Annotated in this window: 14 protein-coding genes; 6 read left to right on the forward strand and 8 right to left on the reverse strand. The window is 35.7% G+C overall.

Features of this window, described 5'->3' with window-relative positions:
- Nucleotide 1: 1 nt before the first annotated feature.
- The 3 genes from AC23MB_RS13110 to AC23MB_RS13120 are packed head-to-tail and all read left to right on the forward strand — an operon-like array spanning nucleotide 2 to nucleotide 1539.
- Nucleotides 2–1123: a lactonase family protein gene (locus tag AC23MB_RS13110; RefSeq protein WP_374331202.1), complete on the forward strand. Its 1122-nt coding sequence runs from the start codon at nucleotides 2–4 to the stop codon at nucleotides 1121–1123.
- A 39-nt stretch (nucleotides 1124–1162) separates the two neighbouring features.
- Nucleotides 1163–1333, forward strand: a complete 171-nt coding sequence (locus AC23MB_RS13115) for a hypothetical protein (RefSeq protein ID WP_374331204.1) — start codon at nucleotides 1163–1165, stop codon at nucleotides 1331–1333.
- On the forward strand, nucleotides 1330–1539 hold the full coding sequence (locus AC23MB_RS13120; protein WP_374331206.1) for a hypothetical protein: 210 nt from the start codon (nucleotides 1330–1332) through the stop codon (nucleotides 1537–1539). Before AC23MB_RS13115 ends, AC23MB_RS13120 begins: the two co-directional genes overlap by 4 nt.
- Before the next feature lie 249 nt (nucleotides 1540–1788).
- On the opposite strand, the gene AC23MB_RS13125 is transcribed toward AC23MB_RS13120, so the two are convergent.
- The 8 genes from AC23MB_RS13125 to AC23MB_RS13160 all read right to left on the reverse strand — a co-directional run bounded on the left by AC23MB_RS13125 (nucleotide 1789) and on the right by AC23MB_RS13160 (nucleotide 9809).
- Nucleotides 1789–2043, reverse strand: a complete 255-nt coding sequence (locus tag AC23MB_RS13125) for a GNAT family N-acetyltransferase (RefSeq protein WP_374331207.1) — start codon at nucleotides 2041–2043, stop codon at nucleotides 1789–1791.
- A gap of 19 nt (nucleotides 2044–2062) precedes the next feature.
- A complete protein-coding gene (locus AC23MB_RS13130) occupies nucleotides 2063–2287 on the reverse strand; it encodes a hypothetical protein (RefSeq protein WP_374331209.1) in 225 nt (74 codons plus the stop codon).
- A 9-nt stretch (nucleotides 2288–2296) separates the two neighbouring features.
- A complete protein-coding gene (locus tag AC23MB_RS13135) occupies nucleotides 2297–2659 on the reverse strand; it encodes a response regulator (RefSeq protein WP_374331211.1) in 363 nt (120 codons plus the stop codon).
- A gap of 161 nt (nucleotides 2660–2820) precedes the next feature.
- The gene (locus AC23MB_RS13140; RefSeq protein ID WP_487787488.1) at nucleotides 2821–3393 is read right to left on the reverse strand and encodes a chemotaxis protein CheB; all 573 of its coding nucleotides are present in this window, start codon (nucleotides 3391–3393) and stop codon (nucleotides 2821–2823) included.
- A gap of 118 nt (nucleotides 3394–3511) precedes the next feature.
- Nucleotides 3512–4342: a CheR family methyltransferase gene (locus tag AC23MB_RS13145; RefSeq protein ID WP_313031221.1), complete on the reverse strand. Its 831-nt coding sequence runs from the start codon at nucleotides 4340–4342 to the stop codon at nucleotides 3512–3514.
- Complete coding sequence (locus AC23MB_RS13150) at nucleotides 4342–4707, reverse strand: response regulator (RefSeq protein WP_312322558.1); 366 nt, start codon at nucleotides 4705–4707, stop codon at nucleotides 4342–4344. Before AC23MB_RS13150 ends, AC23MB_RS13145 begins: the two co-directional genes overlap by 1 nt.
- A gap of 16 nt (nucleotides 4708–4723) precedes the next feature.
- Entirely contained in the window at nucleotides 4724–8335 is a 3612-nt protein-coding gene (locus AC23MB_RS13155) for a response regulator (protein WP_487787489.1), read from the reverse strand.
- Nucleotides 8336–8339: 4 nt separating this feature from the next.
- Complete coding sequence (locus AC23MB_RS13160) at nucleotides 8340–9809, reverse strand: sensor histidine kinase (protein ID WP_374331219.1); 1470 nt, start codon at nucleotides 9807–9809, stop codon at nucleotides 8340–8342.
- A 320-nt stretch (nucleotides 9810–10129) separates the two neighbouring features.
- Here AC23MB_RS13160 and AC23MB_RS13165 point away from each other — a divergent pair, with 320 nt between their 5' ends.
- The 3 genes from AC23MB_RS13165 (at nucleotide 10130) to AC23MB_RS13175 (ending at nucleotide 14222) form a co-directional block, all read left to right on the forward strand.
- On the forward strand, nucleotides 10130–10552 hold the full coding sequence (locus tag AC23MB_RS13165; RefSeq protein ID WP_487787490.1) for a GNAT family N-acetyltransferase: 423 nt from the start codon (nucleotides 10130–10132) through the stop codon (nucleotides 10550–10552).
- Nucleotides 10553–10630: 78 nt separating this feature from the next.
- Nucleotides 10631–11299 (forward strand): alpha/beta hydrolase, encoded by a 669-nt coding sequence (locus AC23MB_RS13170; protein ID WP_487787491.1) that lies wholly within the window; start codon nucleotides 10631–10633, stop codon nucleotides 11297–11299.
- Nucleotides 11300–11534: 235 nt separating this feature from the next.
- Nucleotides 11535–14222, forward strand: a complete 2688-nt coding sequence (locus AC23MB_RS13175; RefSeq protein ID WP_487787492.1) for a heavy metal translocating P-type ATPase — start codon at nucleotides 11535–11537, stop codon at nucleotides 14220–14222.
- Nucleotides 14223–14362: the final 140 nt, after the last annotated feature.

Raw genomic sequence — 14362 nt, forward strand, 5'->3', positions numbered from 1 at the left:
TTTGAAAAAAAAATCGATATTTTTTAGCTTGCTACTTGCAACAACGCTTTTTGCACAAAAGACTTATGTTTTTTTTGGTTCCTTCAACTGGGATAAAACCAAACCTGGAATCTACGTATACGAACTCAATCCCAAAACTGGAAAACTTAAAAAAGTAACCACCACCAAAGACATTAAAAACCCATCTTACCTCACATTATCTCCAGATGGAAAATTTGTTTTTGCTTGTACAGACACCAAAACTCAATATGACGGTTCGGTAAGCAGTTTCGAATTTAATCCAGAAAATAAATCTTTAAGCTTTATCAATTTACAAAAAAGCGGTGGCGAAAATCCCGTTTATTTAACAGTTCACAAAAACGGTAAATGGCTTGTCAATACTAATTATACAGAAGGAAGTGCGTCTGTTTACCCTATTTCTGATGCTGGAGTCATTGGTCCGTATGCTCAAAATTTTCAGTTCTCAGAAGGAAGTGTTAATCCAAAACGTCAAGATCGCGCGCATATTCATTCAACGGTTTTTTCACCGAATTTTGATTATGTTTTTATGCCTGATTTAGGAGCTGATAAAATTAGAATTTTTAAATTTGATAGTGATAAAAAAGAGCCATTATCAGAAGCTGAACCTAGCTTTAGTGCATCAGTTTTAGGAAGTGGTCCAAGGCATTTTACATTTCATCCCAATGGAAAATATGCGTATTGCATTGAAGAAATGGGTGGTGCTGTAAGCGTTTATGAATATCAAAATGGTCAATTAAAAACTCTACAGAGGATCTTCACACATCCGGAAAACCAAGAAGGCGATTTCGAAAGCTCAGATATTCATATTTCGCCTGATGGTAAATTTCTATATGCCACCAATCGTGGTACAGAAAACAATATTGCCATTTTTTCAATTAACGAAGATGGAAAATTAAAAAATGTAGGCTATCAATCAACTTATGGAAAGCATCCAAGAATTTTGGCAATTGATGAAACAGGGGATTTTCTAATAGCAACAAATGTCCAAACTAGTAATGCAACTGTTTTTAAAAGAAATAAAGAAACTGGTTTATTACAGAAAGTATCAAAAGTAAAAGGGCTGAAAAATGTGTCGTGCGTGCAGATTAAAACTTATTATTAAACATTATCCTTTTTTGATTAACTTTAGAAAAACACTGATATGAAAAAAGCTTTACAAATACTATTTTTCCTTGTATCTCTTTTTAGTTTTAGTCAAAAAACTTACAATTTTGATAAAGAGCTTGTTTACTTCCTTTATAAAGGTGATGAGAAAAAAAAACTCTTTGAGGAATCTGTTTTTATAAATTCAGAAGACAATTCTTATTTATGAAAATTTTTGGTAGTGAAGGTCAAAGATTTGCACTTCTTTATGATATCACCAACAATGTAAGACATGATTTTGATTTAATTAAAAATAAAGAAAAAGGAGAAAATCATTTTGATTTTAAATTTGATAGAAGTCTAAATCTTAATTTGAAACAAAAAGCTAAAACCCGAATTTTGAATTTAATTCACTCGACAAGAATCATCAGTTAGTTATTTATAAAAATGATAAAAGAAAAAGTCGACGAGAAATAATTACATATTCTACAAAGTCCACAGATAAAAACTTATTTTTTGCTTTTAGAGCAATAGCTTTACATCCGTTTGAGTTAAATCAAGATTTTGATTCTAAAGAAAATATTTTAGTTGAAAATGCAAAAATCCTTAGAGGAAAACAAATTTTAAACTATGAATTAAAATTTACTAAAGATGTACATTTAATGTTAGAAATACCCCGAAAAATTAACTTAAAACCTTCTCAAAAGCCTTTCTAACGCCACCTCCAACAAAAACTTCCCCGCAATATTGGTAACCGAGTTTATCCATAATACGCAGCATCGCAACATTATCGAAATTGGTATCGACTTTCACACTATAAAAATTCTTAGATTTCGCAAGCGCTTCAACCTCATTAAAGAATCGTGTTGCAATGCGCATTCCTTTCGAACGTTCAGCCGCCGCAACGCGATGTATCACCACATAATCACCGTTGGTCAACCATGCTCCTTGAATGTCATTAGGCCGGCTCTACATCAAAAATCGCCGCACCATAAGCCAAAATTCCGTGTTCGTCTTCAATCACATAAGCAGAGCCAGTTTCTAAATCTTCCGCAATGGAATCCTGATTTGGGTAGCCATTTTGCCATTGCTCACTACCGTCGTTTTTTCGACTTTGAATAGCGAACTGTAAGATGTCCCGAATCTCATCAACATCCCGATATGTCGCTTTTCTAAAGTTCATCCTGTAAAATTATTTACAATATTGGTCAACCTTTTCCTCCAAATCTTCAAGATTAAAAGGCTTCGCGATGAAGTCATCCGCTTGGGCTTCTTTTGCAAGAGCAGAAATGTCGTTGTTGGCGGTGACGTAAATCACGGGAATCGATTTAAAATCGTTATGGGATTTCAAAAGTTTGGTAGCTTCTACCCCACCGATATTCGGAATCCAGTTATCCATAAGGATGACGTTGGGCTGAAACGCCGCTACTTTTTCGATAATATCATGCGAAGTGTCGGAGATTTTCACCTCGTAACCAGCATCTTCAAAAATAATGCTCACCACCTCCAAAATAATGGCATCATCGTCAAAAATTAGTATTTTTTTCTTACTCATCTTCTTTATTTTCAAAAATATATGTTGTTTTACAATGCGTCAATTCGAGTAAAACTATCAACTGAATTGGTGTTGAAAATTAATCTATTACATCTAATTTCTCGATACGTTCTTCTTCGCTTCGCTGCAAAAAAAACACTCGGAAATGACGTTCGTTATTTCTAATTCTTTAACTTATTAATTTTCTCGGCCAAATCCTTCGGATCAAAAATGCAATCGTAATCCACTTGCTCTATTGCATGTTTCGGCATATAATCCACTTCCGCAGTTTCTGGATTCTGAATCCAAACATCACCGCCATTTCGCTTAATATACTCTAAACCTTCCACACCATCGGCATTTGCACCAGAAAGTAAAATTGCCACCGCATTTTCCCCAAACATTTCAGCAACCGATTTATAAGTTACATCAATAGATGGACGCGAATAATTCACCTTTTCTGAAGCATCCAAAGATACTCTATTTTTAGATTCAAAAAGCATGTGATAATCGCCTGGTACAACGTACATTTTATTGATTTCAATTTCGGTTTTATCTTCAATTTCGAGAACTTCCATTTCTAAAAATTGCTGTAACAAGTATGGCAAGATGTTGCTTGCATGCGCTTTTCGGTGAACAACAATGACAATCGGAAATCCAAGCTGCGTATCCAAAGATTTAATCATGTCAAGAATGACCTGCAGACTTCCTGCAGAGCCACCTATAACTACGATTTCCGTCTTTTTGTTATTCATTTTTATTGAATATTTTTAAACGCGAAAATTAACAAAATTACTTTAACAATTTATTTTTTAAAGTAAAATAATCCAAAGTCTTATTTTTATTTCTTTTTTTAGAAGTTAAAGATTTAGCCTAATGATGCTCCACTTTCTTCCAGATTTTTTGATTGTCCACTTGGTTGTAATTTTTATCCAAATTAGAAAACCTTAAGGTTTCTTTGGAACCCAACGCCAGATAGCCCAAATTCTCCAAACTTTCATCAAATAACTTAAAGACGTGCTCTTGTAAAGTCTTATCAAAATAGATCAAAACATTACGACAAATAATCAGTTGAAAGCTGTTAAAAGACGAATCTGAAACCAAATTATGTGTCGATAAAATCAGTTTTTCTTTTAAACTGGAATCAAATTTTACAATGTCATAATTCGCGGTATAATAATCGGAGAACTCTTTTTTCCCACCCGAAAGAATGTAATTTTCTGTATATAATTTCATTTGCTGAATAGGGAAAACGCCTGCTCTGGCCTTCTCCAAAACTGATGGATTGATGTCGGTACCGTAAATTAAACATTTGTGATACAAACCTGCTTCCTTCAACAAAATAGCGATGGAATAGGCTTCTTCTCCTGTTGAGCAACCCGCAACCCAAATCCGAATTAACGGATAAGTTCCTAATTGTGGTAAAATATCTTCGCGCAAAGCCTTAAAAAAACTGGGATCACGAAACATTTCGGTGACATTTACAGTGATTTCTTCCACAAAACGCTTCAAATATTCAGGATCGTTCATCAACGTGTAGCGCAATTCGGCATAACTTGTAAATCGATCAATCAAACATATGCGATTAATACGACGCTTGAACGAGGCGCGACTGTAATGCGAAAAGTCGTAACCATACAATTCGTGGACATCTTTAATTAGATATTCAACCTCTTCATCTTTTACAATACTTGGCTCTAACATCAAAATAATTTTTCCATAGCGTTCATCAAAACATCAACATTTATCGGCTTAGAAACGTAATCTTGCGCGCCTGCATCCAAACATTTTTGCTTATCCTCAGGCATCGCCTGTGCCGTTACTGCGATAATCGGTATTTGCTTAATATCCTGCAAGTTTCTAATAATTTTTGTGGCTTCATAACCGTCCATATCGGGCATCATCATATCCATCAACACCACATCAAAATCGTTTTGAGATTTCAACATTTGGATAGCTTCTTGCGCCGAAGTCGAACTTTCCAATTGAAAACCTCTCGATTTTAGCGTGAGTTTTAAAGCAAATATGTTACGCGGATCGTCGTCCACGATGAGCACTTTCTTATTCATAATTCTAAAATCAAAATTAACTTTCGTACATCCAAACACGGAGTAAGGATAACAATTGGTCGGTATCTACAGGCTTCGAAATGTAGTCGGATGCGCCAGCTTCAATACATTTTTCACGTTCTCCACTCATGGATTTTGCCGTGATGGCAATCACAGGAAGTCGCATGTATTTTGGTTGTTTACGGATTTCGCGTATGGTTTCGTAGCCGTCCATTTCAGGCATCATCATATCCATTAAAACCACGTCGATATCTGGGTTTGCAGCCATTTGTTCTAAGGCTTGTTTGCCGTCCATCGCCAAAACAACTTCCACTTTATATTTTTCTAAAACCTTGGTTAGCGAGAAAATGTTGCGAACATCATCATCGGTAATTAGGATTTTTTTACCGCTCAAAACTTCTGTCAACGAGCCAAGCGTGGAGTTTTTTCTATTTTCTTCTGTGCTATTTTTTTCTTCTACCAGATGTAAAAACAAACCAACTTCATCTAAGATTCTTTGATATGAATGCGCTGTTTTCACAACAATAGAATCTGCGTATTGCTTGATTTTTAACTCCTCAGATTTCGATAAACTACGATCAATAAAGATAATTATCGGTAGATTTTCTAAACCTTCGTGTTTTTTTATGGTTTCAATAATTGAATATTCTTCACCACGAGAATTTTCAACGTTCAAAATCACGCAATCCACGTTCTGATCAATGAACGCCGTCACGCAATCCTCCGCTTTATCTTCCACAGAAGCCGAAATATTAAAATTGCTCAAAAAGTACGAAAGCGCTGTGGCATGTTTCGCATTTTCCTCTACAATAAGCACTTTTTGAAGTGTTTTGCTTAGAGCTTCTTCAATTTTTTTGAAAACGTCAGCCATTTGTTCTAATGCCATCGGTTTGTTGATGAAATCGATGGCGCCTTTCATCAAACTTTCTTTTTTCACGTGCAGAGACGACATCATGTGCACAGGAATATGCTTGGTTTGAAGATTTCCTTTTAATTCATCCATTACTTGCCAACCATCTTTTACAGGAAGCTGAACATCCAACAATATCGCCGACGGACGGTATTTTAGTGCAGCAGGAAGTGCATAATCGCCACGAACCACCGCTATTGCTTTGTAATTTTGAGTGTGCGCATATTTCACCAAAGCTTTTGCGAAATTAACGTCATCTTCAACAATCAAAATCACTTTATCGTCTTTTGCAATAAAATCTCGATCGTCTGGAACATCTTCTGGAATGCCCAAAATCTCGATTGGATCATGCAAATCGTCGTCCTCAAACGCGATAATTTCTTTGATTTCTTGAACATCTTCTTGAATGGTTTCAATTAAATCTTGTTCCTTATTCACGTATTCGACCTTCAATTTTGAAGTCATCGGAATCACCAAACTGAACTCGGAACCTTGATCTACTTTTGAAGTCAATCGGAGTTCGCCGCCTAATAATTTTGCAATTTCTCGGCTGATGGAAAGTCCAAGTCCAGTCCCGCCAAACTTACGTCTGGTAGAACCATCCGCTTGTTGAAACGCTTCAAAAATAATACGTTGTTTGTCTTCTGGAATCCCGATTCCAGTATCTTTTACAGAGAAAATAACAAATTCTTTTTGTGTAGGATCTTTCTTAATATTTAGACTAATACTGCCTTTAGAAGTAAATTTAAGAGCGTTTGAAATTAGATTTCTCAAGACTTGGTCAACACGAAGTCTGTCGGTTTCAATAGTTTGACGTAAATCTGAATCGATATTAATATTAAACTCCAAACCTTTTTCCTTCATTAATGGATTGAATAAATTACGCAAATCCTTTACTACATCTTCAATTAGAACGTGTTGATACTCTAAATTCATTTTACCAGATTCGATTTTTGCTAAATCTAAAATCTCATCAATTAAGGTCAACAAGCTACTACCCGAACTTTGAATTACTTTTGCAGATTCTATTTGATCTTCGGTTAAATTATCGTCTGGATCTTCCGCCATCAATCGAGAAAGCAGTAAGATCGAATTCAACGGTGTGCGCAATTCGTGGGACATATTCGCCAAAAATTCCGACTTGTATTTTGTGCTTAACGCCAATTCTTCTGCCTTCTTCTGGATTTCAATATTACGTTCTGCTATCAAATGATTTTTCTCTTCTAATAGCTTCGAACGCTCTTCCAATTCGGCGTTAGTTTGCATTAATTCTTCTTGCTGAACTCTCAATTCTTCTTCTGATGCTTGTAATCTTTGCGTCTGAGCTTCTAATTCGGTATTTAAATTCTCTAATTCAGAATGCTGAACTTGTAATTCCTCCGACTGCGCCTGAGTTTCTTCCAATAATTTTTGCTCTTTTTCACGACCTTTTGCTGCGCTTATTGCAATACCAATAATTCGGCAACTTTCTGCAAAAAAATCAACATCATCCTCATGGAAATTGTTACGCGAATTTAATTCAATAATTCCGATTGCTTGACGACCATGCATAATGGGAACCAGCAAAATTCCGTTGATATGCAACTTGCTACTTGCAAAACTTGCCACCACATCTTTCTCTAAAATATCATTGTAAACACGAGGCGTCTTCTTAATAAAAACTTGTCCAACCATGCCTTCACCTATATTAAAGTGGTTTTTCATGCTGCTTTCTAAACCATATGAACTTTCAAGTTTTAATACATCATCATTCAACAAATAAAGTGCGCCACTGATGCAATTTCCGTACTCCACCAAATGCGTCAAAGCCTTTGTAGTTGTCTCTTTAATGGATTTATTCCCGACCAAAGACTCGTTTAGAACTGCCAAACCTTTTTGATGCCAATCGCTTTTATTAATGGTATCAAAAGCCCTTTTCAAGGAATCGGTCATGTGATTTAAAGAACCAACTAATTCACCTAAACTATCGGATTCAGAATCATCAATTCTTAAGCTATAATCGCCGTTTGCAACGCCATTTGCAATCTTTTGAATCGCCGAAACACGCAACGTCATTTGTTGATCTTTTGAGACCAATGCTTTTTCTAATTTGTCACGACGTAGAATATCACTTCGAAGTTTAAAATAAAGAAAAGCCGTAATCACAAGTGCACCAAGCGACGAAAAAAGAAGAAAAATCTTGGTGATAAACGCAGATTCTTTGAGATCGACATTTTTAAGTTCTAAAACATCTTCTTCATGCTTCACAAAATCGGCCACTAACTTGCGACTTTTGTCCATGTAGGTCTTGCTACGAAGCATATCGGATTGCGAAACATCCAATTTTTGACGCTTCTTGTCAATCATACTTTGCAAAATCCAGATACGGCTTTGCACCGAACTTTGAAGACTATCGACTCTATCTCTTTGGATTTTATCGTCATTACCCAAATCTTTTAGACGAGCAATCGCCTTCGGAAATTCGTCCAAACCACGTTTATAAGGTTCTAAAAACTCTTCTTTGCCCGTTATTTGAAAGCCTCGATTTCCAGTTTCAGCGTCTAAAAGTGCCACCAAAACATCTTTTATCGCGGTAATTGATCGTCTCGAATTGCTTAAACTTTCACGGTTTTCCATCTGTTTAAGAATGCTTAAATACGATGCGATTGAGGTCGCAATAAGCAACAAAAGCGACATTCCGACGCCAAATTGTAGATTTCTGATTGTTTTTCCTGCCATAAAATTACTTTATTGGTAAGGTGAAATAAAAAGTTGATCCTTCATCAATAATGCTGGAAAGACCAATGCTTCCGCCATGTTGCTTGATGATTTCTGCACAAATGTAAAGCCCAATTCCCATGCCTTGAAACTGCAGGGAAGACTCTTCAACACGATAAAATTTATTGAAAACCGCATCTTGCTTGTACTCGGGAATCCCGATTCCGAAGTCGGTTACACTGATTTTAACATCGTTTTCGTCCACAGAAGTGGTTACGATAACTTTGTTATTTTTCGGTGAATATTTTATGGCGTTGGTTAAGAAATTGATTAAAACTTGCTCCACACGAATGGCGTCAAACGGCATTAGAAAATCTGGTTTTTGTCCGTGTCTTTCAATGCTTACGCTGTTTTCATCATGAGTTTGAATAATCGTTTCAATCGCGTTATGAATTACATTTTCCAAATTGGTTGGTTGTAAATTCATCTTCAATTTTCCGTTTTCAATTTTGGAAACATCGAGCAAATCGGTAATAAGATTATTCAGTTTATCAATTTGATCCTGAACTTTTGCCACGTAATTGGCTTCAGGACTTTCTTTGTCAAGTTTCAATTTGCGATCTAAAAGCTGAACGTAAGCTTTAATACTTGTTAACGGCGTTTTCAGCTCATGGCTTGCGATACTTAAAAATTCGTCTTTTTCCTTCTCAACCCTTTTTTGATCGTTGATATCGGTGAATGTTCCCACCCAATTTTTCGCTTCCGAATTTTCTAAAATCGGGGACATCCTCAATAAATGATAACGGTACTCTCCCGTTTCGATATTTTTAATTCGAGCCTCAAGTGCGATGGCTTCAAGGTTTTCACGTTGACGACCAAATTCGTCCACTAAATCTTTATCATCGGGATGGACTTCCGGAAAGGATTTATCCGACTTCGAATATTGGAACCATCTTCGGTTAACGAACTCAATTTCGCCCGTATTGCTCAGTGTAAAAGCAATTTGAGGAAGCGCTTCCAACATTTGCTGAAAATGGTCGAGCTGCGATTTCATCACAACTTGTGTTTCGCGACGGCCTTTTACTTCAAGTTCAAGGCTTTGTTTGGTTTTCTTCAACTCCGCATTTTGCCCTTGAATATTGTAGTAGGTTTTCACCTTCAACATCAAAATATCTGGATCGATAGGCTTGGTCACATAATCGATTCCACCGGAAGCATAACCCTTTGTAATAAAGCGTTTGTCGGTATTCACAGCGGAAAGAAAAATAATCGGAATTTCTTTGGTCTTGCTATAACCGGCAAAAGTTTCTGCCACCTCGAAACCATCCATTTCGGGCATTTGAACATCCAAAATTATCAATTGATAATCGTTGCGAAGCCCTTTTGCAAGAGCTTCTTCACCCGAACTTGCGGTATCCACAGGGAAATCCTGAGATTCCAAAAGCCTTTTCAGTGAAAATATATTGGATTGATTGTCGTCTACAATTAAAATCATAAATGTAAAAATAAGCTATTAATACAAGCTTTCATTAATAAAAAACAAAATTAATCAGATTTTTCAACAATTTAACTTCTATGCTTTAATTTTTCATAAACAGTTTATCATAAAAACTTTACAATTTGACAAAATGTAGAGTTTAGCTATTATTATTAATAAAACTTTATCTAAAAAAATAAAAAACTTTATTTTTGAAAATAAAAAATGGATGTTTCAAAAACACTTTACACATCACGATTATTAATACGACCGATTGAAGATGATGACATCACTTTTGTTCATAGAGCTTTATCAAATCCAATAATATATATATTTTTTTGACCATCCGATATGATACATTAGAAGCTACAAAGGAACAAATGGAATGGTACAAACATTTGTCGGAGTCAGGAAAAGGCTTCTGGTGGGCAATTTGCGATAAAAATACCAACGAATTTTTGGGAGCTTGTGGTTTTAGTGGAATTATTAAAGAGCATCAAAAAGCAGAAGGCGGGTACTGGCTTCTACCAGAATATTGGGGAAAAGGATACATTGCTGAGGCTTTTGATACAGCTTGCGAATACGCTCATAAAAACATGAGAATCAAAAGAATAGAATGTGTTATTGAGCCTGAAAATGAGAATTCAAAAAAAATTATGACTAAATTAAATTTCAAATTCGAAGGTCGGATGCGTCAAGCTGAAATAAAAGATGGAAAATTTATTGATATTGACGTTTATTCTAAACTTAGAAACGAATAAAATAAAAGTATTAAATTCTGTAGTTTACTTATTATGAGAATAAGCCTTATAAAAAACTCAGTACTAATATTATTTGTAATGGTTCTTTCTGCTTGTGCGACTCAAAATGCTAGTAATAAATCTATACAAATAGATGAATTTACTTATGTTGATACTACAAGACATAGAGAGATTTCAGTGGCAATTTATCAACCTGAAAATATAGCAACCTCTAATAAAATACCAATAATTTTTAGTCACGGTTGGGGCGAAAATAAAGGTGGTGATAATAAAGTTTATTCCTATTTAACCGAGTTTTTAGCATCTAAAAGTTATACTATCTTCAGTATTCAGCATGAACTTGCAACCGATGAGATGTTAGCTATGGAAGGTAATCTACGAGAAACTCGTCTTCCAAATTGGCAACGTGGTGCGGATAACATTTTGTATGTCCTCAATCGGATTAAGACCGATTTCCCCAATTATGATTATCAAAAATTAATACTTATAGGTCATTCTAATGGTGGAGATATGTCTGTTTTATTTACTCATCAGCATCCAGAATTAGTTGATAAATTGATTTCGATGGACAATCGTCGTATGGAACTACCGAGAACTTCTCAACCAAAAATTTACAGTCTTAGGTCTAATGATTATCCTGCTGATTTTGATGTTTTACCTAATAAAATTGAATTGAAAAAATATGGTATCATAATCGATTGGACCAATATTAAGCATTCGAGGATGGATAATGATGCAACACCTTAAGAGCGCAATTATATGACTAAGAAAATTTTAGATTATATTGAAAAGTAAAATAAATACTAAGACCATAATCTCAAACCACTAGACCAATTATAAGTGATGAATGATGAGTTGTTTTACAGAGATAATTAATAATTCATAATTAGTGACTCCTAACTAAAAGATATAACTCTTTTCCTTAAATCTATAACAAAGAAAGTTTTGCATTTCCGAATTTTGTATTATAAATTCAAGGAATATGGAACACACATATAAAGTTTTAGGAATGACTTGCTCTGGTTGTCAGGGGAAAATTACTGAAGCATTAAATAATATAGAAGGAATTCACGCTCATGTTAATTTAGAAAAAAGTGAAGCAGTGATACACGGCGATCGTGAGGTTAGTTTAGATGAACTTAACGAAGCTCTTTCACAAGCTGGAAACTACAAATTGCAAGACCCAAATGTAGTAGATAACACTTTTGTGAAGCCGCAAGATAGAGTTTCACCGTCGTCGGTTTATTATTGTCCAATGGAATGTGAAGGCGATAAAGTTTATTTTACGCAAGGTGAAAGATGCCCCGTTTGTAAAATGTACTTGGTACCGATTGAGGAGAAGAACCAAGAACCAAGAGTCAAGAGCCAAGAGGAGAAACATCATCATCATCATCATGCTCATCCAACAACCGACAACCATCAACCGCCAACCAACCACGATAACGCGGGAAAATATTATTGTCCGATGTATTGCGAGGGCGACAAGGTTTACGATTCCAATGTGGGTTGTCCCGTTTGTGGAATGGACTTGGTGAAATATCCTGAAAAGAAAAAAGCGCAATACACTTGTCCGATGCATCCAGAAATTGTGCAAGACACGCCAGGCGATTGTCCGATTTGTGGAATGGATTTAGTAAAAATGCCCGACAAAAGTGACGATGAAGAGGATGAAACTTACAATATTTTAAAGAAAAAATTCTGGATTTCTTTGGCGTTCACACTTCCCGTTTTCATTTTGTCGATGGGTGGAATGTGGTATAATTTTCCGTTTTCACACGAATTTCAGGCTTATATAGAATTGGCGTTAACGATTCCGGTTTTGTTTTATTCGGGATGGTTTTTAATGAAAAGAGGTTGGGTTTCATTTAAAACTTGGAACCTCAATATGTTCAGTTTGATTGCTTTGGGCGTTGCTGCTGCATTTTTGTTCAGCCTTTTTGCCATGTTTTTTCCAAATATTATTCCGCACGAAATTCGTGGTCATGGTGGTAATATTCCTCTATATTTTGAGGCGGTCTGTGTGATTTTAACCTTGGTGATTCTTGGACAATGGATGGAAGCGGCGGCTCACAAAAAAACGGGAAAAGCTATTCAAGAATTAATGAATCTTTCGCCTGATGAAGCCACTTTGGTGGAAGGAAATACCGAGCGAAAAATTACTTTGGATAAAGTGAAAATCGGCGATATTTTAAAAGTAAAACCGGGCGAAAAAATTCCAGTTGATGGTAAAATTATCGAAGGAAATTCGTCTATTGATGAATCGATGATTACAGGAGAACCGATTCCTGCTCAGAAATCTGAAAACGATAAAGTAACTTCTGGAACCATCAACGGAAATCAAGTTTTCTTGATGAAAGCCGAAAAAGTTGGCGACGAAACTTTGCTTTCACAAATCATCAAAATGGTGAATGAAGCAAGCCGTAGTCGCGCTCCAATTCAGAAATTGACGGATAAAGTTTCAAAAGTTTTTGTTCCAGTAGTGATTTTAGTTGCTATTTTAACCTTTATTTTATGGCAAGTTTTCGGTCCAGAAGGTCAAAAAACATTATTTGCATTCGTGAACGCTGTTGCGGTTTTAATTGTGGCTTGTCCATGTGCTCTAGGTTTAGCAACGCCAATGTCATTAATGGTTGGAATTGGAAAAGGCGCGAAAAACGGAATTTTAATTAAAAATGCCGAAGCACTTGAACAACTGAACAAAGTAAACGTTTTAATCACCGATAAAACAGGAACTTTAACCGAAGGAAAGCCTTCCTTGGAGCATATTGAAGCTGTTAATGATGCCACCGAAACTAAGATTTTACAAGTTGCCGCTTCTTTAAATCAAAATTCAGAACATCCACTTTCAAACGCTGTTCTAAAGAAAGCAAAAGAACACAACATTGCATTTGAAAAAGTAGAAAACTTTGAAAACGTTTCTGGTAAAGGTGTTCAAGGGAATATTAATGGAAACAAAACTTATTTAGGAAACGAAAATCTTTTAACTTCAAACGGAATTGTCATTCCCGAAATTTTAAAACAAAAAGCCACCGAAGTTCAGTCAAAATCGCACACAATCTCTTATGTAGCTGAAGGAAACCAAGTTTTAGGCTTTGTGAGTTTTACAGATAAAATTAAAGAAACGTCTAAAAAAGCGGTTGAGTTTTTATTAAAAGAAGGCGTTGATGTTATGATGATGACAGGTGACAACGAAAACACCGCAAAAGCCGTCGCAGACGAACTTGGAATCAAACATTACATCGCAAATGCACTTCCGCAAGACAAATTGAATGAAGTTAAAAAATTGCAGTCCGAAGGAAAAATTGTTGCTATGACAGGTGATGGAATTAACGACGCTCCTGCTCTTGCACAATCTAACGTGGGAATTGCGATGGGAACGGGAACCGACGTTGCGATTGAAAGCGCAGAAATGACTTTGCTAAAAGGCGATATTTTGGGCGTTGCAAAAGCAAAAATGTTAAGCGAAAAGCTACTGAAAAACATCAAAGAAAATCTATTCTTTGCGTTTATTTACAACGTTCTAGGAATTCCGTTAGCAGCAGGTTTGCTCTACCCTTTCTTCGGAATCTTGTTGTCACCGATGATTGCCGCCGCAGCAATGAGTTTTAGTTCGCTTTCTGTAATTTTAAATTCTTTGAGATTGAATGCTGTGGATTTGGATGTGAAGTAAAAAGTTAAAGCATTATTAAAGAAAAACTTGTTGATATTCTCAGCAAGTTTTTCTATTTTTAAACTGTAAGTCTCCCCAAACGTTGGACAGAATTATACCCTCATTTTGTATTGTAAAACTATAAAATATTTCATTCTGTT

The organism is Soonwooa sp. T0.1_25 (assembly GCF_057652215.1).